15 protein-coding genes are annotated in these 16672 nt (G+C 70.2%); 2 read left to right on the top strand and 13 right to left on the bottom strand.

The window, feature by feature from the left end; all coding sequences use genetic code 11:
• Positions 1–5: 5 nt before the first annotated feature.
• The 7 genes from BLQ61_RS03540 to pyk all read right to left on the bottom strand — a co-directional run bounded on the left by BLQ61_RS03540 (position 6) and on the right by pyk (position 9528).
• Entirely contained in the window at positions 6–758 is a 753-nt protein-coding gene (locus BLQ61_RS03540; protein ID WP_091567476.1) for a 5'-methylthioadenosine/adenosylhomocysteine nucleosidase, read from the bottom strand.
• Between the two features lie 100 nt (positions 759–858).
• Positions 859–2544 (bottom strand): long-chain-fatty-acid--CoA ligase, encoded by a 1686-nt coding sequence (locus BLQ61_RS03535; protein ID WP_091566767.1) that lies wholly within the window; start codon positions 2542–2544, stop codon positions 859–861.
• 158 nt (positions 2545–2702) lie between these two features.
• The gene (gene pntB, locus BLQ61_RS03530) at positions 2703–4115 is read right to left on the bottom strand and encodes a Re/Si-specific NAD(P)(+) transhydrogenase subunit beta (RefSeq protein WP_091567474.1); all 1413 of its coding nucleotides are present in this window, start codon (positions 4113–4115) and stop codon (positions 2703–2705) included.
• 48 nt (positions 4116–4163) lie between these two features.
• A complete protein-coding gene (locus BLQ61_RS03525; RefSeq protein WP_091566766.1) occupies positions 4164–5765 on the bottom strand; it encodes a Re/Si-specific NAD(P)(+) transhydrogenase subunit alpha in 1602 nt (533 codons plus the stop codon).
• A gap of 245 nt (positions 5766–6010) precedes the next feature.
• Positions 6011–6709 carry a hypothetical protein gene (locus tag BLQ61_RS03520; RefSeq protein ID WP_091566765.1) on the bottom strand — a complete coding sequence of 233 codons (699 nt, stop codon included), beginning with the start codon at positions 6707–6709 and terminating at the stop codon, positions 6011–6013.
• Positions 6710–6886: 177 nt separating this feature from the next.
• The gene (gene fba / locus BLQ61_RS03515) at positions 6887–7951 is read right to left on the bottom strand and encodes a class II fructose-bisphosphate aldolase (protein ID WP_091566763.1); all 1065 of its coding nucleotides are present in this window, start codon (positions 7949–7951) and stop codon (positions 6887–6889) included.
• A 140-nt stretch (positions 7952–8091) separates the two neighbouring features.
• A complete protein-coding gene (gene pyk, locus BLQ61_RS03510) occupies positions 8092–9528 on the bottom strand; it encodes a pyruvate kinase (protein ID WP_091566762.1) in 1437 nt (478 codons plus the stop codon).
• A gap of 409 nt (positions 9529–9937) precedes the next feature.
• Here pyk and BLQ61_RS17700 point away from each other — a divergent pair, with 409 nt between their 5' ends.
• Together BLQ61_RS17700 and BLQ61_RS03505 are read left to right on the top strand one after the other, a co-directional pair.
• Entirely contained in the window at positions 9938–10063 is a 126-nt protein-coding gene (locus BLQ61_RS17700) for a hypothetical protein (RefSeq protein WP_281218494.1), read from the top strand.
• Between the two features lie 45 nt (positions 10064–10108).
• The gene (locus BLQ61_RS03505) at positions 10109–10723 is read left to right on the top strand and encodes a transporter (protein ID WP_091566759.1); all 615 of its coding nucleotides are present in this window, start codon (positions 10109–10111) and stop codon (positions 10721–10723) included.
• Positions 10724–10815: 92 nt separating this feature from the next.
• On the opposite strand, the gene BLQ61_RS03500 is transcribed toward BLQ61_RS03505, so the two are convergent.
• The 6 genes from BLQ61_RS03500 to BLQ61_RS03475 form a co-directional block, all read right to left on the bottom strand.
• Complete coding sequence (locus BLQ61_RS03500; protein WP_091566757.1) at positions 10816–12408, bottom strand: 4Fe-4S binding protein; 1593 nt, start codon at positions 12406–12408, stop codon at positions 10816–10818.
• A gap of 5 nt (positions 12409–12413) precedes the next feature.
• On the bottom strand, positions 12414–13286 hold the full coding sequence (locus BLQ61_RS03495) for an FTR1 family iron permease (RefSeq protein ID WP_091566755.1): 873 nt from the start codon (positions 13284–13286) through the stop codon (positions 12414–12416).
• Between the two features lie 51 nt (positions 13287–13337).
• Positions 13338–13733 carry a cupredoxin domain-containing protein gene (locus BLQ61_RS03490; RefSeq protein WP_091566753.1) on the bottom strand — a complete coding sequence of 132 codons (396 nt, stop codon included), beginning with the start codon at positions 13731–13733 and terminating at the stop codon, positions 13338–13340.
• Between the two features lies 1 nt (position 13734).
• Positions 13735–14286, bottom strand: coding sequence for an iron transporter (locus tag BLQ61_RS03485; protein ID WP_091566751.1), 552 nt, complete (start codon positions 14284–14286; stop codon positions 13735–13737).
• A gap of 100 nt (positions 14287–14386) precedes the next feature.
• Positions 14387–15787, bottom strand: coding sequence for an aminopeptidase P N-terminal domain-containing protein (locus BLQ61_RS03480; protein ID WP_091566750.1), 1401 nt, complete (start codon positions 15785–15787; stop codon positions 14387–14389).
• A 52-nt stretch (positions 15788–15839) separates the two neighbouring features.
• Positions 15840–16586, bottom strand: a complete 747-nt coding sequence (locus BLQ61_RS03475) for a sulfite exporter TauE/SafE family protein (RefSeq protein ID WP_091566748.1) — start codon at positions 16584–16586, stop codon at positions 15840–15842.
• Positions 16587–16672: the final 86 nt, after the last annotated feature.

The following is a 16672-nucleotide window of genomic DNA, read 5'->3' as shown; positions in this document are numbered from 1 at the left end:
TTTTTTCAGAGCAGACGCAGGAACTGGTGGACGAGGGCGTCGGCGCGCGGGCCGGCGACATGGCGCACGAAATGCGCGAAGTCGCCCGGCGCGCCGTCGTCGGCGCGGTCGGAGATGGTGCGCACGGCCGCGAATGGCAGCCCATGCTCGCGGCACACCTGGGCCACGGCGGCGCCCTCCATCTCCACCGCTAGCACGTCGTGGCCGGCGGCGCGCAGCGTGCCGCGCAGGGCGCAGGATTCGGCGGCGGTGCTGACGAAGCGGTCGCCGCTGGCCACCAGGCCGTGGTGCAGGCGCGCCGCGCCGGTGGCGGCGCTTTCAGGTCCAAATCCGCCCTCGGCCCTTTCGATACATAGGCCAACAGCTTCCAAAAGCGTAGCGGTCAAGGCCGCGTCGCAGGCCATGCAGGCCGCATCGTGCCCGGGCACCTGCCAGCGCGGGAAGATGGGTGAGGCGTCCATGTCGTGCTGCAGGTAGTGCCGCGCGACCACCACGTCGCCCACCCGCACGCCCTCGCCCAGGCCACCGGCGACGCCGGTGAAGACCATGCGCCGTGCGCCGAAACGCTCGGCCAGGCTGGCGGCGGTGCTGGCGGCGGCGACCTTGCCGATGCCCGACAGCACCAGCACCAGGTCGTGCCCGTGCAGACGCCCGCGCCAGAAGTCGCGCCCGGCGTGGCGCACCCGCTCGGCGCACTCCAGGGCGGAGACAAGGCTGCCCTGCTCTTCGGGCAGGGCACTCAGGATGGCAATGGTCATGACGGCAAAGAAGCGCCACACGGCGCACGCAACAACGACAAGGCCGGGATTATCCCGGCCGTGCAGCGCGGGCGGCCCGGCCCCAGGGCCGGGCGTGCCGTCAGGCGGTGTGCGCCTGGCGCAACTCGCGCCGCAGGATCTTGCCCACCGGCGTCTTGGGCAGCTCGGTGCGGAACTCGATCACCCGCGGCTGCTTGTAGCCGGTGAGGTTGGCGCGGCAGAACTCCTTGACCTGCGCCTCGGTCAGCTGCGGGTCCTTCTTGACGATCACCAGCTTGACGGCCTCGCCGGTCTTCTCGTCGGGCACGCCGACCACGGCGCACTCCAGCACGCCGGGCATCAGGGCCACCACGTCTTCGACCTCGTTCGGATAGACGTTGAAGCCGCTGACCAGCACCATGTCCTTCTTGCGGTCCACGATCTTGAAGTAGCCGCGCTCGTCGACCAGGCCGATGTCGCCGGTCTTGAAGTAGCCGTCCTCGGTCATGACCTTGGCGGTCTCGTCTGGGCGCTGCCAGTAGCTGGCCATGACCTGTGGGCCCTGGATGGCGATCTCGCCCGGCCGGCCGGTGGCGGTGATGTCTTGGCCGTCATCGTCCAGGATGCGCATGCGCGTGCTGGGCAGCGGCACGCCGATGGTGCCGGTGAACTCGCGCGAGGTGACCGGGTTGCAGCTGACCGTGGGACTGGTCTCGGACAGGCCGTAGCCCTCGACGATGGGGCAGCCGGTCTTGTCCAGCCACAGCTTGGCTACGGCGGCCTGCACCGCCATGCCGCCGCCCACCGACACTTTCAGGTTCTTCCAGTTGACGGTGCCGAAGTCGGGGTGGTTGGCCAGGCCGTTGAACAGCGTGTTCACGGCCGGGAAGCTGTGGAAGGTGTGCTTGGACAGCTCCTTGAGCGTGCCAGCCAGATCGCGCGGGTTGGGGATCAGGATGGTGTTGCCGCCGGTGCGCATGGACAGCATCATGTTCACCGTGAAGGCGAAGATGTGGTAGAGCGGCAGCGCGCACACGGCGGTAGGCTGCTCGCCGGCCGGCACCTGGCTCATGACCGGCGCGTTCCAGGCCTCGGACTGCAGCACGTTGGCGATGATGTTGCGGTGCAGCAGCACGGCGCCCTTGGACACCCCGGTGGTGCCGCCGGTGTACTGCAGCAGCGCGATGTCGTCCGGGCCCAGCTCGGGCGCGGCGAACGGCGCCTTGGCGCCCTTGGCCAGCGCGTCGTTGAAGCGCACCGCGCCCGGCAGCGCATAGGGCGGCACCAGCTTCTTGACGTTGCGCACCACGTAGTTCACCAGCGTGCCCTTGAGCCAGCCCAGCCGGTCGCCCATGGCGCACAGCACCACATGCCGCACCTGCGTGGCGCCGATGCACGCCTGCAGCGTGGCGGCGAAGTTCTCGATGATGACGATCGCCTTGGCGCCCGAGTCCTGCAGCTGGTGCTCCAGTTCGCGCGGGGTGTAGAGCGGATTGACGTTGACCACCACGAAGCCGGCGCGCAGCACGGCGGCGACGGCGATCGGGTACTGCGGCACGTTGGGCATCATCAGCGCCACCCGGTCGCCGCGCTGCAGGCCCAGGCCCTGCAGGTAGGCGGCGAACTGCCGGCTGCAGGCGTCCGTCTCGCCGTAGCTGGTGTCGTGCCCCATGAAGCTGTAGGCGGTGCGACCGGCGTAGTCCCGGAAGGCCTGCTCCATCAGCTGCACCAGCGAGCGGTACTGGCCGGGGTCGATGTCGGCGGGCACGGCCGGCGGATAGGCGGACAGCCACGGGCGGTCGTTCATGGTCTGGGTCTCCTGCGGTGATGGTGGCGGATGCGGCGCCTGCCACCCCGGCGGGCGCGGGCCGCACCACTATTTGTGCACGATCGTGCTTTTTTCCGATTATGCCCGCCGTCCGTGCCCGGGGCAGTCACACGGGCGGCGGGCAGGGTCGCGGTGCTTCAGCCCTTGAGTGCGCTCAATACCTCGTCGAGCATCTTCTTGGCGTCGCCGAACAGCATCCGGTTGTTCTCCTTGTAGAACAGCGGGTTGTCCACGCCGGCGTAGCCCGACGCCATCGAGCGCTTCATGACGATGGAGGTGCGCGCCTTCCAGACCTCCAGCACCGGCATGCCGGCGATCGGGCTGGTCGGGTCTTCCTGCGCGGCCGGGTTGACGATGTCGTTGGCGCCGATGACGATGGCCACGTCGGTGTTGGGGAAGTCGTCGTTGATCTCGTCCATCTCCATGACGATGTCGTACGGCACCTTGGCCTCGGCCAGCAGTACGTTCATGTGGCCCGGCATGCGCCCGGCCACCGGGTGGATGGCGAAGCGCACCTCTGTACCGCGCTCGCGCAGCGTGCGCACGATGTCGTTCACCGTGTGCTGCGCCTGCGCCACCGCCATGCCGTAGCCGGGCACGATGACCACGCTCTTGGCCTCGCGCAGCAGCTCGGCGGTCTCGGCAGCGCTCACCGGCACCACCTCGCCCTGGGGCTCGGCGCTGGCCGCGTCGCCCTTCTTCGCTGGCGCGCCAGAGCCGAAGCCGCCGGCGATCACGCTGATGAAGTTGCGGTTCATGGCGTTGCACATGATGTAGCTCAGGATGGCACCTGAGGAGCCGACCAGCGCGCCGGTGACGATGAGCAGGTCGTTGCTCAGCATGAAGCCGGTGGCCGCGGCCGCCCAGCCCGAATAGCTGTTGAGCATGGACACCACCACCGGCATGTCGGCGCCGCCGATCGCCATGACCATGTGCACGCCGAACAGCAGCGCGATCACCGTCATCACGATCAGCGCCGGCATGCCGGCCTGCACCGTGGGCGCGGCCAGGAACTGGCCGCCGAACCAGATCACCACCAGCAGCGCTACCAGGTTCAGCCAGTGGCGCGCGGGCAGCAGCAGCGGCTTGCCGCCGATCTTGCCGTTGAGCTTGCCAAAGGCGACGAGCGAGCCCGAGAAGGTGATGGCGCCGATCAGGATGCCGACGTAGATCTCCACCTCGTGGATGGTCTTCTCCGCCCCGGTGAGCACGATGGACGTATCGACATAGCTGGCGAAACCCACCAGGCAGGCCGCCAGGCCGACCAGGCTGTGCATCAGCGCGACCAGTTCGGGCATCTGCGTCATCTTGACGACGCGTGCCGCGTACAGGCCGATGGCGCCGCCGACGACCAGCGCGCCGGCGATCCAGCCCAGGCCGGCGGGCGACACGCGCGGGCCCAGCACTGTGGCCAGCACCGCCAGCGCCATGCCGACGATGCCGAACAGGTTGCCCCGGCGCGAGGTTTCAGGGTTGGACAATCCTCCCAGGCTGAGGATGAAGAGGATGGCGGCGCCCAGATAGGACACCGTGGCGAGACTTGGGGACATCATGGCTGTGGGCTTTCGTGTTCCGCGTACGGGTGCATGGGTGCTTGCTTACTTGCGGAACATGGCCAGCATGCGGCGCGTGACGGCGAAGCCGCCGAACATGTTGACGGCGGTGAGCACCAGCGCGGCGAACGCCAGCCAGGTGATGAGCCCGTCCGGGCGACCGTTCAGCCCCGCCTCGGGCGGCGCGATCTGCACCAGCGCGCCGATGGCGATGATGCTGGAGATGGCGTTGGTCACGCTCATGAGCGGCGTGTGCAGCGCTGGCGTCACGTTCCAGACCACCATGTAGCCGATGAAGCAGGCCAGCACGAACACGGTGAAGTGCCCCAGGAAGGCCTCGGGCGCGTAGGCGCCGATGGCCCAGAACAGCACCGCCAGCACGGCGAAGACGATGGTCAGCGTCTTCGCCGACATCGGCGCGCCGGGGCCGTGCGCGGACTTTTTCTCGGCCACCGGCGCGGCGGCGGCTTTGGGCGCCGGCGCGGGCGGGGCGGCCAGCGGCGGCGCGGGCCAGGTGATGGCGCCGTCCTTGACCACCGTGAGGCCACGGATGGCGTCGTCCTCCATGTTCACCACGGCCACGCCGTCCTTGGCCTTGCACAGCTCCTCGACCAGGCGCAGCAGGTTGGTGGCGTACAGCGTCGAGGACTGCTTGGCCAGGCGCGAGGGCAGGTCGGTGTAGCCGATGATCGTCACACCGTGGCGCACCACCGCCTCGCCGGGCACGGTGAGCTCGCAGTTGCCGCCCTGCTCGGCGGCCATGTCGACGATCACGCTGCCGGGCTTCATGCTGCGCACCATCTCGGCGGTGATGAGTTTGGGGGCCGGCTTGCCTGGGATCAGCGCGGTGGTGATGATGATGTCGGCTTCCCTGGCCTGCTGCGCGTACATCTGGCGCTGCGCAGCCTGGAAGCCCTCGCTCATGACACGCGCGTAGCCGCCGCCGCCCGAGCCGTCCTCCTCGTAGTCCACCTTGACGAACTCGCCGCCGAGCGATTTGACCTGGTCCGCCACCTCGGCGCGGGTGTCGTTGGCGCGCACGATGGCGCCCAGGTTGGCCGCCGTGCCGATGGCCGCCAAGCCGGCGACGCCGGCGCCGGCGATGAAGACCTTGGCCGGCGGCACCTTGCCGGCGGCGGTGATCTGGCCGTTGAAGTAACGGCCGAAGGCGTTCGCCGCCTCGATCACCGCGCGGTAGCCCGAGACCCCGGCGGTGGAGGTCAGCGCATCCATCTTCTGCGCGCGCGACAGGGTGCGCGGCAGGCTGTCGATGGCCAGCACGGTGGCGCCGCGCTGGCTGAGCTGCTGCATCAGCTCGGGGTGCTGCGCCGGCCAGACGAAGCCGATCAAAATGCTGCCCGGGCGCAGCCGCGCCACTTCTTCGGGCGTGGGCGGGCGCACCTTGAGGACGATGTCTGAGGCGGCCCAGAGGGCGTCGGCGTCCGGCAGCACCTGCGCGCCGGCGGCCCGGTAGCTGTCGTCATCGAAGTTCGCCGCCTCGCCGGCGCCCGTCTCGATGGCGACGGTGAAACCCAGCTTGGCGAGTTTCTCGACCACGTCGGGCACGGTGGCCACGCGTTTTTCGCCCGGGAAGATTTCCCTGGGCACGCCGATGCGCTGCGCCTGGGGCGCGTTAGGGGTCTGCATGCACTAGCTCCTGGAGGTTGAAAATTCTTTGACCGGCTCGCAAAGACTTGCATGCGCTGGCAAGGCATCAAGGCATCCAGGCACCAGGGGGGAAGGCTCCGCGACTACACGGGTTGACTGAGTGCAAGCTTACAGGAAGAAATTTCGCTTTCCGTTGGCTACCGTTCTAGTGGCTAGATGACGGACCGTGCGAGCCGCGCCCGGGCCGCAGCGCCCGCGTGGGCCGGCCACGCGGTGCCCGTGCGCTAGGGCACCAGCTGGGACGGGAAGGGCGGCAGCGCCAGCAGCCCGTCCAGCAGGGCGGGGCTGGCCTGCGCGGCGGTGCGCAGCTGCTCCATCCAGGCCTGCGCCGGCGGGGCCGCGCGCAGGAACTCCAAGTTGTTGTAGCGCGGCGCGCGCAGCAGGCGCCGGTCGGCCAGCACGTCGACGGAGATGAAGCCCCCCTCGGCCGTGGAGTAGCGGTAGCTGACGTGCGAGTACGGCTGCGCCGGCAGCGCGTGGTGCTCGGCCGCCAGCACCGCCAGCCGCGGCCGGCTGGCGGCCAGGTAGCCGTCGGCGTCGGCGCGGCGCCGGTAGCGCAGGCAGTCGATGCGCACCGGGCTGCCCTGGGCGGCGTCCTGCACCTGCACGCCGGACTGCGGCGGGCAGGCCTCCTGCCACAGGACGACCGGATCGCGCGGGGTGCTGGTGGCGTTGGTCTGCACCCAGACGCTGGCCACCAACTGCCCGTCGGCGTCGCGCAGGCCCAGCAGGCGCGAGCGCATCGGCAGGTCGTGGGCCAGGTCGTCGGGCCGCACGTCGAACACCGTGTCCTCCTGCGCCAGCGGCACCCACTCGCCCGGCGACAGCTGCAGCCGGGCGCGACCCACGTGCGGCTCGCCGGGCGGCAGCGGCGCGCAGGCGGTAGTGGCCAGCGCCGCCGCCAGCACGGCGGTGGCTCTCAAGGCGCTACGGCGGAAAAGAGCGGGATGTGTCAAGGCAGCGTTCCATGGAAAAGGCCAGGCGCGCGCATGCGGCCTGGCCTTGGTGTGTCGTCACCCTGCCAGGGCCGGCAAGCGCCCGTGCAGGTCAGGGGTGGCAGTCCGGCCGGGCCCGCCGGGCCAAGCGGGCGGCGACGCGGCTCAGCGCACCACCTGGGCCAGTTCGCCCGCAGCATAGCGCGCGGCCATCTGCTGCAGGCTGACACCCTTGATCTTGCCGGCCTGGCCCTCGCAGCCGAACTCCAGATAGCGCTGGCGGCAGATGGCCTTGGCCGCCTCGCGCGCCGGTTTCATCCACTCGCGCATGTCGAACTTGTCCGGGTTCTCGGCCTGGAACTTGCGCACCGCGCCGGTCATGGCCAGGCGGATGTCGGTGTCGATGTTGATCTTGCGCACGCCGTGCTTGATGGCCTCCTGGATCTCGGCGACCGGCACGCCGTAGGTTTCCTTCATCTTGCCGCCGTACTGGTTGATGAGCGCCAGCAGCTCCTGCGGCACGCTGGAGCTGCCGTGCATGACCAGGTGCGTGTTGGGGATGCGCGCGTGGATCTCCTTGACGCGCTGGATCGACAGCACGTCGCCCGTGGGCGGGCGCGAGAACTTGTAGGCGCCATGGCTGGTGCCGATGGCGATCGCCAGCGCGTCCAGCTGCGTGGCGCGCACGAACTGCGCGGCTTCCTCGGGGTCGGTCAGCAGCTGGTCATGGCTGAGCTTGCCGACGGCGCCCACGCCGTCCTCCTCGCCCGCCTCGCCCGTCTCCAGCGAGCCCAGGCAGCCCAGTTCGCCCTCGACCGTGGCGCCGATGCGGTGCGCCATGGCCACTACTTCCTGGGTGACGCGCACGTTGTAGTCGAAGTCCGAAGGGGTCTTGCCATCCTCGCGCAGCGAGCCGTCCATCATGACCGAGCCGAAACCCAGCTCCAGCGCGCCCTGGCAGATGGCTGGCGACGTGCCGTGGTCCTGGTGCATGACCAGCGGGATGTGCGGATAGGCCTCGGCGGCGGCGGCGATCAGGTGCTTGATGAAGCTCTCGCCCGCGTACTTGCGCGCGCCGGCGCTGGCCTGCAGGATGACCGGCGCGCCGACCTCGTCGGCGGCGCTCATCACGGCCTGCACCTGCTCCAGGTTGTTGACGTTGAAGGCGGGGATGCCGTAGCCGTTGTCGGCGGCGTGGTCGAGCAGTTCGCGCATCGAGACGAGGGGCATGGGTCGAGTCCGTTCAAGTGAATCGCAAGGGGAAAGGCAGCGGCGGTAACCGCGTCGTAACCGCCGAGTTTACTCGGCCCCCCCGCAATTCACCTGCCGCGCCGGCCCGCCGCCAAGGCCTTCGGCGCGGGTTCACGATCTCAGTGCGCGCGGCAGATCTTCAGCATGTTGGTGCCGCCCGGCTGGCCCATCGGCTCGCCGCAGGTGATGGCGTACAGGTCGCCCTGCTGCACGATGCCGCGGTTCTTCAGGTGGTTTTCCGCCTGCTCCAGGGCCGTGTCGCGGTCGGCGCTGGTGTCCATCAGCAGCGGGCGCACGTTGCGGTACAGCGCCATCTTGCGCTGCGTGGCCACCTTCGGGGTCAGCGCGTAGATCGGGATGTGGGTGCGGTGGCGGCTCATCCACAGGGCGGTGGAGCCGCTGTCGGTCATGGCCACGATGGCCTTGGCGCCCAGGTGGTGGGCGGTGAACAGCGCGCCCATGGCAATCGACTGGTCGATGCGCCCGAAGGTCTGGCCGGTGAGGTCGGAGTCCAGCACCGGGTCCTCGGCGGCTTCCGCCGCGGCGCAGATCTTGGCCATCTCCTGCACCGTCTCCAACGGGTACTTGCCGGCGGCAGTCTCGGCGGACAGCATCACCGCGTCGGTGCCGTCCAGCACCGCGTTGGCCACATCGCTGACCTCGGCGCGGGTGGGCACCGGGTTGGTGATCATGCTCTCCATCATCTGCGTGGCGGTGATGACGACCTTGTCCATCTCGCGCGCCATGTTGATCATCTTCTTTTGCAGCGCCGGCACGGCGGCGTTGCCCACCTCCACGGCCAGGTCACCGCGCGCGACCATGATGCCGTCGGACACGCGCAGGATCTCTTCGAGCAGCGGCACCGCCTCGGCGCGCTCGATCTTCGCGATCAGGCCCGGCTTGTGGCGGTAGGGTGCGGCGGCCACGTTGCACAGCTGGCGCGCCATCTCCATGTCGGTGGCGTTCTTCGGGAAGCTCACGGCCACGTAGTCGGCCTGGAAGCTCATCGCGGTGCGGATGTCCTCCATGTCCTTGGCGGTCAGCGCCGGCGCCGTCAAGCCGCCGCCCTGCTTGTTGATGCCCTTGTTGTTGGACAGCTCGCCACCCAGGCGCACCGTGGTGCAGACCTGCTCGCCGCGCACCGAATCCACCGTCAGCTCGATCAGGCCGTCGTTGAGCAGCAGCACGTCGCCGGGCTTGACGTCGCGCGGCAGCTCCTTGTAGTCCAGGCCCACGCCGGAGTCGTCGCCCGGCTCGGTGCGCTCGGCGTCCAGCACGAAGGACTGGCCGGGCTCCAGCATCACGCGGCCCTCGGCGAACTTGCCCACGCGGATCTTCGGGCCCTGCAGGTCGGCCATGATGGCCACCTCGCGGCCGGCGCGCTTGGCGGCCTCGCGCACGAGGGTGGCGCGCTGCACGTGGTCCTCGGCCTTGCCGTGGCTGAAGTTCAGCCGGACCACGTTCACGCCGGCGGCGATCATGCGCTCGAGCAGCTGCGGGTCGCTGGAGGATGGGCCGAGGGTGGCAACGATCTTGGTGGCGCGGCGCACTCGCATGGAAATGTCTCCGATGGTGGATGTAATCGAGTTTCGATTTTTGCATGGAACCAGTTACGCCGCGGTTCGGAATGCTTTGCCCACCATGTGCCTTGTGATATGGCGCGATTGCTGGCTGGACTGTCGCGCAGGCGTCAGCCACCCTGTGCCGGCCCGCGCACCGAGTTTTTTATTTGCTACGTAAAAAACAGCTACAGGCTATTTGTTCGTGTGGACTTGAGGCCATTTTGACCACAAGAACGCATGGGCGTGGCTGAACTCTTGCGTTGTATCAAATGGCAATCATTCGCGTTATCAAGAATAATGCGGCGCCAGCGCGCCGTGCCTGCGACGCGTTCTCGCAGGCCTGACCGGGCGGCCGTTGCCGCCGCAGGTGCTGCCTTTCTCTCTTTTTCCTTTCCTGCGCACCATGGCCACCACGCTGTCCCGTTCCTTTTCTGCCGCCCGCCTGCTGGGCGCCGGCCTGCTGACCGCCGCCGCTGCCAGCGCCGCCCATGCCGCTCACCCGCTGGTCACAGACGACAGCGGCACTTAGGGCACCGGCCACTGGCAGTTCGAGGCCAACACCGACCACACCCGCGTGCGCGACCGGGCCGCCGGCTTCACCGCCTGGGAGCGCGAGGTCAACGCCGCGCTGACCTACGGCCTGACCGAAACCCTGGACATCGCCGTCAACGTGCCCTGGGCGCGCCAGTCGGCCACCGGCGAGCCGCAGGTCAGCGGCGTGGGCGACACCACGGTGCTGGCCAAGTGGCGCTTCTATGACAACGAGGCGCAGGGCTTCAGCCTGGCGCTGCGCCCGGAGATCACCCTGCCCAGCGGCAGCGAGTCCAAGGGCCTGGGCAACGGCCGCGCCACCGCGGCGTTGACGCTGATCGCCAGCCAGCAATGGGGCGACTGGACCTGGCTGGGCAACGCCGGCTTGGCGTACAACGACAACCGCGTGGGCGACCGCAAGCATCTGTGGGCGCTGTCCACCGCCGTGCTGTACACGGTGACACCGCAGCTCAGCCTGGCCGCCGACGTGGGCATCGCCCGCGCCGCCGCACCCGACGAGCGGCACGAGAAATACGGCCTGCTGGGCGCGATCTGGCATGTCAACGACGACCTGGACCTGGACATCGGCTGGCGCCGCAGCTTCGGCGGCAGCCCGGTGGCGCACACCGTGGGCGCGGGCGTCACCGTGCGCTGGTAAGCCGCCGGCCCGGCGCTGCCCTGGCGGTCGGGCCTGCGCGGATGCGCGCAGCGCGCCCGGGCGCCGGCACCGCCTTCAGGCGAGCCGGCGCTTCACCACCACCAGAACAGCCAGCCCCAAGCGCTGTCCACCCAGGCCAGCGCCAGCACGAAGGGGGCCAACGCCAGCAGCGTGCGCGCACTGCCCGTGGGCGCTGCGGCCGCCCCAGCCCTCGCCGGCCGGCCATCCAGCCCCAGCCCCAGCCCGCCCCAGTGCCGCACGATGGCCCAGCCCAGCCACAGCGACCAGGCATTGGCCAGCGCCAGCAGCCCCAGCCGCGCCGCGTTGGCCCAGGGCACGAACACGCCCTCGCCGCGCAGCAGCGTCAGCGTGATAGCGCTCAGGCCCAGGAACACGCCCAGACCCGCCAGCGGGATCAGCGCCTGCGCCAGGTGGTGCAGCCGCTGGCGCGCCCAGGGCCCGGCCAGGCGCACGGCCAGCGCCAGCAGCGCCAGCACCACCCCGCCCCAGACCAGTGCGGTGGCGCCGATGTAGCCCAGCAGCAGCGCGCCGTCCAGCCAGGTGAAGACGTCGTTCTGGTCCGGGTAATGCGTCAGCAGCCACCAGGGCGCGTTGTCCGCCAGCGGCCAGTACAGGTCGCGGTCCACCAGCCAGGTGGCGATGGCCTGCCTGGCGCTGATGAACCACGGGCTGGCGCTCCAGTGGAAGGCGCCGATGGCCACGCCCAGCAGGCCGAAGACGATCAGCCAGGTCTGCCAGTGGTCGGCCTCGGTGGCGGCGACGTGCACCACCTCGTGCGCCGGCGAGCGCCACTGCAGCGCGATGGCGTCCTGGTGCCCGCTGCAACGCCCGCACATGTGGCAGCCGCTGCCGCCCTGCATGTGGCGCAGCGGCTGCATGGGCGCGCAGTCCACCGCCGGCGCGGCGCGGCGCACGATGCGCACCGGCTGCGCCGCCGTCGGCACACCAACACTTGCGCTTGCGCGCGCCGGCGCCGCGTCCAGTTCGCGCGCCAGCGTGCGCCGCCAGGCCTCGTCGTCCACGCGGTAGTGCATCGGCGCCAGCTTGGACAGCAGGCCGAACACGCCGTTGACCGGGCACAGGTAGCGGCACCAGGCGCGCTTGCCGCGCGTGTAGAAGTAGCCCACGACCAGCGCCGCCACGGTGCTGCCGCCCAGCACCACCAGCGCCGCCTTCGGGTACTGGTAGACGCTGACCATCTGCCCATACACCGTGGTGCAGACGAAGGCCACGAACGGCCAGCCGCCCCAGCGCATCCAGCGCGGCACGCCCAGGCCGCGGCCGTGCTTGGCGGCCCACTCGGTCAGCGTGCCCTCGGGGCACAGCACGCCGCACCACAGCCGGCCGAACAGCACCATGCTCAAGAGCACGAACGGCCACCAGATGCCCCAGAAGGCGAACTCGGCCGCTACCGTCAGGTGGTTCCACACGTGCGCCGTGCGGTCAGGCAGCGGCAGCACCGCCGGCACGATGAGCAGCACGGCATACACCAGCACCACCACCCACTGCAGCGCGCGGATCAGGCGTGCGTGGGTGCGCAGCCATTCGCCCCCGGCCGCCAGCGCGCGCTGCGCCCGCCCCGGGCCTGCGGCGGCGGGCAGGCGGGCAGGGGCAGGGTGCGGTGGCTGGGCCTGCAGCGGCAGTCCGTGGCTGGAAGGGGGCATGCTTGCTACTCTTTTGCTAGCTGTTCGCCCTTGATATTCAAGGGCTTTGGGACTATTTCATTCAAATTGCGCGGCCGGCTCGCGCCGCGCAGCAGCACGAGCGCCAGCACCCAGTAGCCGGCCAGGCCGAGCAGCGTCATCAGCGACGGCTGGGCGCGGTAGCCGCTCAAAGCCGCGACCACGCCGCCGACACGGCTCATGTCGTCCAGCAGCCAGCTGCTGTCCCACAGGCCGTCGGCCAGCGGCGGCAGCCACTCCAGTGCCTGCAGCTTCTCCAGCCCGGTCACCACCAGCGCGCCGGCCAGCAGCAGCAGCAGCACTTCGGTCAGGCGGAAGAACTGGCGCCAGTTCAGCACCCGCCCGCCCAGCTGCAGCAGCCAGAAGGTGGCCAGCGCCGCGGCCAGCCCGGCCAGCGCGGCCAGGCCCATCAGCGGCAGCTCGGCGCGCGGCGCGGCGGCCAGGGTGCCGTACAGGAAGATCACCGCCTCGCTGCCCTCGCGCGCGATCGCCAGCGCCGCCAACAGCGCCACGCCCCACCAGTTGCGCCTGGCCGCCTGCTGCGCCAGGCCGCGCTCCAGGTCGGCCTTCAGGGTGCGCCCGTGCGCGCGCATCCAGATCACCATCTGCACGATCAGCACCGCCGCCACCAGCACCATCAGCGCCTGGAACTGCTCCTGCCAGTCCAGCAGCAGCGCCTGCGCGCGGTAGATGCTCAGCGCCAGCAGCCCTGCCGCCACCAGGCCGGCCGCCACGCCGCCCCACAGCCAGCGCCGCCCGGCGGCGGCCTGCGGCGTGGCCACCAGCCAGGCGTGCAGAATGCCCACCACCAGCAGGGCTTCGACGCTTTCGCGCCAGATGATGAAGGCGACCTGGCCCATGGCGTGTCCTTGTGCGCTTGGAAAGAAAAAAGCGAAATTCGACGGACGCGGTTACTGGATGACGAATTCGCCGCGCGTCGTGTCCATGTGGAACTCGTCGAAGAACGGGTAGGTGCCCGGCGACTTGCCCGGCAGCGCCCGGGTGCGCGTGCTGTGCGGCGCCACCACCAGCTCGATGCCCAGCGGCAGGCTCTCGAACTCGGCCGGGGTCTTGCCCTCGTTCACTACCTCGATGCGAAAGCGCTGCTTGGCCGGCAGCTCGATGCGCCGGGTGCTGATCTGGCCGTCGTTCAGCACCACGCGGAACGTGGGGATATCACCGGCCGCGTGCGCCGCGCTGGCGCCGCCGGCTAGCAGCAGCGCCGCCAGCAGCGGCGTGGCGCGCCCGCCCAGTCGCTGCAGCGCACTCGCCAGCCGGCTGCCAGAGCCCGGTGCCGACGCCGCCATGTCAGTAGCCGCCCTTCTTGCCGATGCCGGCGTAGGTGAACTCGTACTTCGCCTCGAATGGCTTGAACCACGGGCCGACGCCGGTTTCCTTGTCCACGTGGCGGCCGAAGTGGCCGTGCTTGGCGGCGCTCGGCGGCTGCACTGACAGGGTCAGCGTGTACTTGCCCGGGCCCATCAGTTTGACGTTGTCGCCATAGTGAGGGCCGTCGCTGGCCACCATGGGCATCAGCTCGCCCTCCAGTGTCTTGGAATCGCCCGCCTTGGCCAGCTTGTAGCGCACCACCAGGTGCGGTACCCAATCGCCCTCGCCGAAGCCGTTGGTGTTGCCCTGCACGGCGCGGATGTCGGCCTCCAGGTGGATGTCCGAGGTCTTGGCTTCGCGCATCATGCCTGGCGGCTCCATCTCGATGGGCTGCAGGTACACGGCGGCGACTTCCATGCCGCCCGCGATGTGCGGCTTGCCTATCGGGATTTCCGCCGCCTGCACGCCGCCCAGGGCGCCCGCCAGCAGCAGCACGCCCGCAGCGGCCTGCCATTTCCAAGTCTGGACCACAGTATTCTCCTGATATTTAATGAGAAGGATTCTCAATCAGGATTATAAAATAAAAGCCATCCCCGCCCGCCGACCGGACAGGCGGCAGGGTTGACCCACCTCAAGCGGCGGACGCCTCGGCGCGCATCAGCGCCTCAATCTCGTCCGGCTCCACCGGCACGCCGCGCGTGATCAGCTCGCAGCCGTCCGCGGTGACGATGGCGTCGTCCTCGATGCGGATGCCGATGTGGTGGAAGGCCTCGGGCACGCCCGGCGCCGGGCGCACGTACAGGCCGGGCTCGATGGTCAGCACCATACCGGGCCGCAGGATGCGGCTCGGGCGGTTCGTGATGGTCTCGCCCGACAGCGGGTCGCGTCGCTCGCTCGTCTGGCCGACCTCGGACGGCTCGACATAGCTGCCCACATCGTGCACGTCCATGCCCAGCCAATGGCCGGTGCGGTGCATGTAGAACGGGAAGTACGCCCGGTTGTCGATCACGTCCTGCGCGTTTCCGACCTTGTCCGCAGCCAGCAGTTTCAGGTCCAGCAGGCCCTGCGCCAACACTGCCACGGTGGCGTCGTGCGGATCGTTGAAGCGGGCACCGGCGCGCGTGGCGGCGATCGCCGCCTTCTGACTGTCCAGCACCAGCTCGTACAGCGCGCGCTGCGGACCGGTGAAGCGCCCGTCGGCCGGGAAGGTGCGGGTGATGTCGCTGGCGTAGCCGTCCAGCTCGCAACCGGCGTCGATCAGCACCAGCTCGCCGGCGCGCACCGGCGCGGCGTCGGCGCGATAGTGCAGCACGCAGGCGTTGGCCCCGGCGGCGACGATCGAGCCGTACGCCGGCGCCTGCGAGCCGTGGCGGCGGAATTCGTGCAGCAGCTCGGCCTCCAGGTGGTACTCGCGCACCTGCTGCCCGGCGCGCAGCATGCGGGCGCTGGTCTGCATGGCGCGGATGTGGGCGCCGGCGCTGATGGCCGCGGCGCGGCGCATCACGTCTTGCTCGTGCGCGTCCTTGATGAGGCGCATCTCGTCGAGCAGCAGGCACAGGTCGGCCTGCTCGGCCGGGCATTGCACGCCGAAGCGCGCGCGCGCGCGCACGGTGCTCAGCCAGCCTTCCACGCGCGCGGCCAGGCCGTCGTGCGTGGCGAACGGGAACCACACGCGCCGGCGGTTTTCCAGCAGGCGCGGCAGCTCGGCATCCAGCTGCCCGATCGGCAGGGCGGCGTTCATGTCCAGCGCGGCCACCGCGGCCTCGGGGCCGAGGCGGTAGCCGTCCCAGATCTCGCGCTCCAGGTCCTTGGGCTGGCACAGCAGCGTGCTGCGGCCCTCGGCGTCCAGCACCAGGCAGGCGCCGGGCTCGGTGAAGCCCGTCAGGTAGTAGAAATAGCTGTCGTGCCGGTACAGGTGGTCGCTGTCGCGGTTGCGCGGGCGCTCCGGGGCGGTCGGGACAATGGCGATGCCGCCGGCGCCCAGCTGGGCGGCCAAGCGGGCGCGGCGGTCTGCGTGGATGCTGCTGCTCATGGGCGCGGATCGTACTGCGGCGGCCCCGTCCCTGTCCGGCGCCGGGACTGCGCTACAGCGCCGAGGCCAGCAGGCTGCCGCCGGCGGCCAGCAGCAGCGTGCAGACGATCCAGCGCACCAGCGCCGGTGGCCAGTCGGGCGGATGGCGCGCCTGCCACCAGGTCACCGCCGTGACCACCGGCAGCGCCACGGCGGCCGAGGTCAGCGTGTGCCAGGGCAGGGCGCCGGCGATGCCCACGGCGGCCAGCCGCACCAGCGCGCAGGCCAGGAACAGCGCCACCAGGCACTGGCGGATCAGCGACGGCGGCAGCGGCTGGCGGTACAGGTGGTAGACGATGGGCGGGCCAGCGGTGGAAAACAGCCCGCCCAGCACGCCCGAGACCAGCCCCACGCCCCACAGCACGCGCGGGCTGGACGGCGTGGCGCGCGGCACCGAGCGCGCCAGCAGCAGCACCGCGCAGGCCACCACCGACACGCCCAGCACCAGGCGCAGGCCGTGCAGCGTGTTGCCGCTCAGCCAGGCCAGCAGCACCAGGCCCAGGCCCACGCCGGCCACGCCGCTGGCCAACAGCGGGCGCAGTAGCTCCCAGCGCGGCTCGAACGGGTGGCTGCGCAGGTAGATGAAGCCGTTGACGGCCGACAGCACGCTGGCGATGTTGGCCGCGTCCTGGATCGGCAGCAGCGAGAGCGCGCCGGCGGCGCCGACGAAGATCAGCGCGAAGGCGAAGCCGGTGAGGTTCTGACAGAACGAGGCGACGGCGGCCAGCATCGCCATCTGGGCGTAGTCCAGGGGGGTCACGTCGCGTTTCCTGTGGTGGAGGCCGGCGCACGGCGGCGCTGTGGGACCAGTACGGCAGTCTGCCCGCTTTCGGATGGCAGCGCTGG

This window comes from Oryzisolibacter propanilivorax, from assembly GCF_900103645.1.
Classification (GTDB): domain Bacteria; phylum Pseudomonadota; class Gammaproteobacteria; order Burkholderiales; family Burkholderiaceae_C; genus Melaminivora; species Melaminivora propanilivorax.
Note: the sequence above shows the minus strand (reverse complement) of the source record. Positions and strands in the feature narration are given on the sequence as shown.

Coding starts and splice junctions, on each gene's coding strand:
- BLQ61_RS03540 (WP_091567476.1), bottom strand. CDS start 758: ATGACCATTGCCATCCTGAGTGCCCTGCCCGAAGAGCAGGGCAGCCTT.
- BLQ61_RS03535 (WP_091566767.1), bottom strand. CDS start 2,544: ATGAACGACCGCCCGTGGCTGTCCGCCTATCCGCCGGCCGTGCCCGCC.
- pntB (WP_091567474.1), bottom strand. CDS start 4,115: ATGTCCCCAAGTCTCGCCACGGTGTCCTATCTGGGCGCCGCCATCCTC.
- BLQ61_RS03525 (WP_091566766.1), bottom strand. CDS start 5,765: ATGCAGACCCCTAACGCGCCCCAGGCGCAGCGCATCGGCGTGCCCAGG.
- fba (WP_091566763.1), bottom strand. CDS start 7,951: ATGCCCCTCGTCTCGATGCGCGAACTGCTCGACCACGCCGCCGACAAC.
- pyk (WP_091566762.1), bottom strand. CDS start 9,528: ATGCGAGTGCGCCGCGCCACCAAGATCGTTGCCACCCTCGGCCCATCC.
- BLQ61_RS17700 (WP_281218494.1), top strand. CDS start 9,938: ATGGCCACCACGCTGTCCCGTTCCTTTTCTGCCGCCCGCCTGCTGGGC.
- BLQ61_RS03500 (WP_091566757.1), bottom strand. CDS start 12,408: ATGCCCCCTTCCAGCCACGGACTGCCGCTGCAGGCCCAGCCACCGCAC.
- BLQ61_RS03495 (WP_091566755.1), bottom strand. CDS start 13,286: ATGGGCCAGGTCGCCTTCATCATCTGGCGCGAAAGCGTCGAAGCCCTG.
- BLQ61_RS03490 (WP_091566753.1), bottom strand. CDS start 13,733: ATGGCGGCGTCGGCACCGGGCTCTGGCAGCCGGCTGGCGAGTGCGCTG.
- BLQ61_RS03480 (WP_091566750.1), bottom strand. CDS start 15,787: ATGAGCAGCAGCATCCACGCAGACCGCCGCGCCCGCTTGGCCGCCCAG.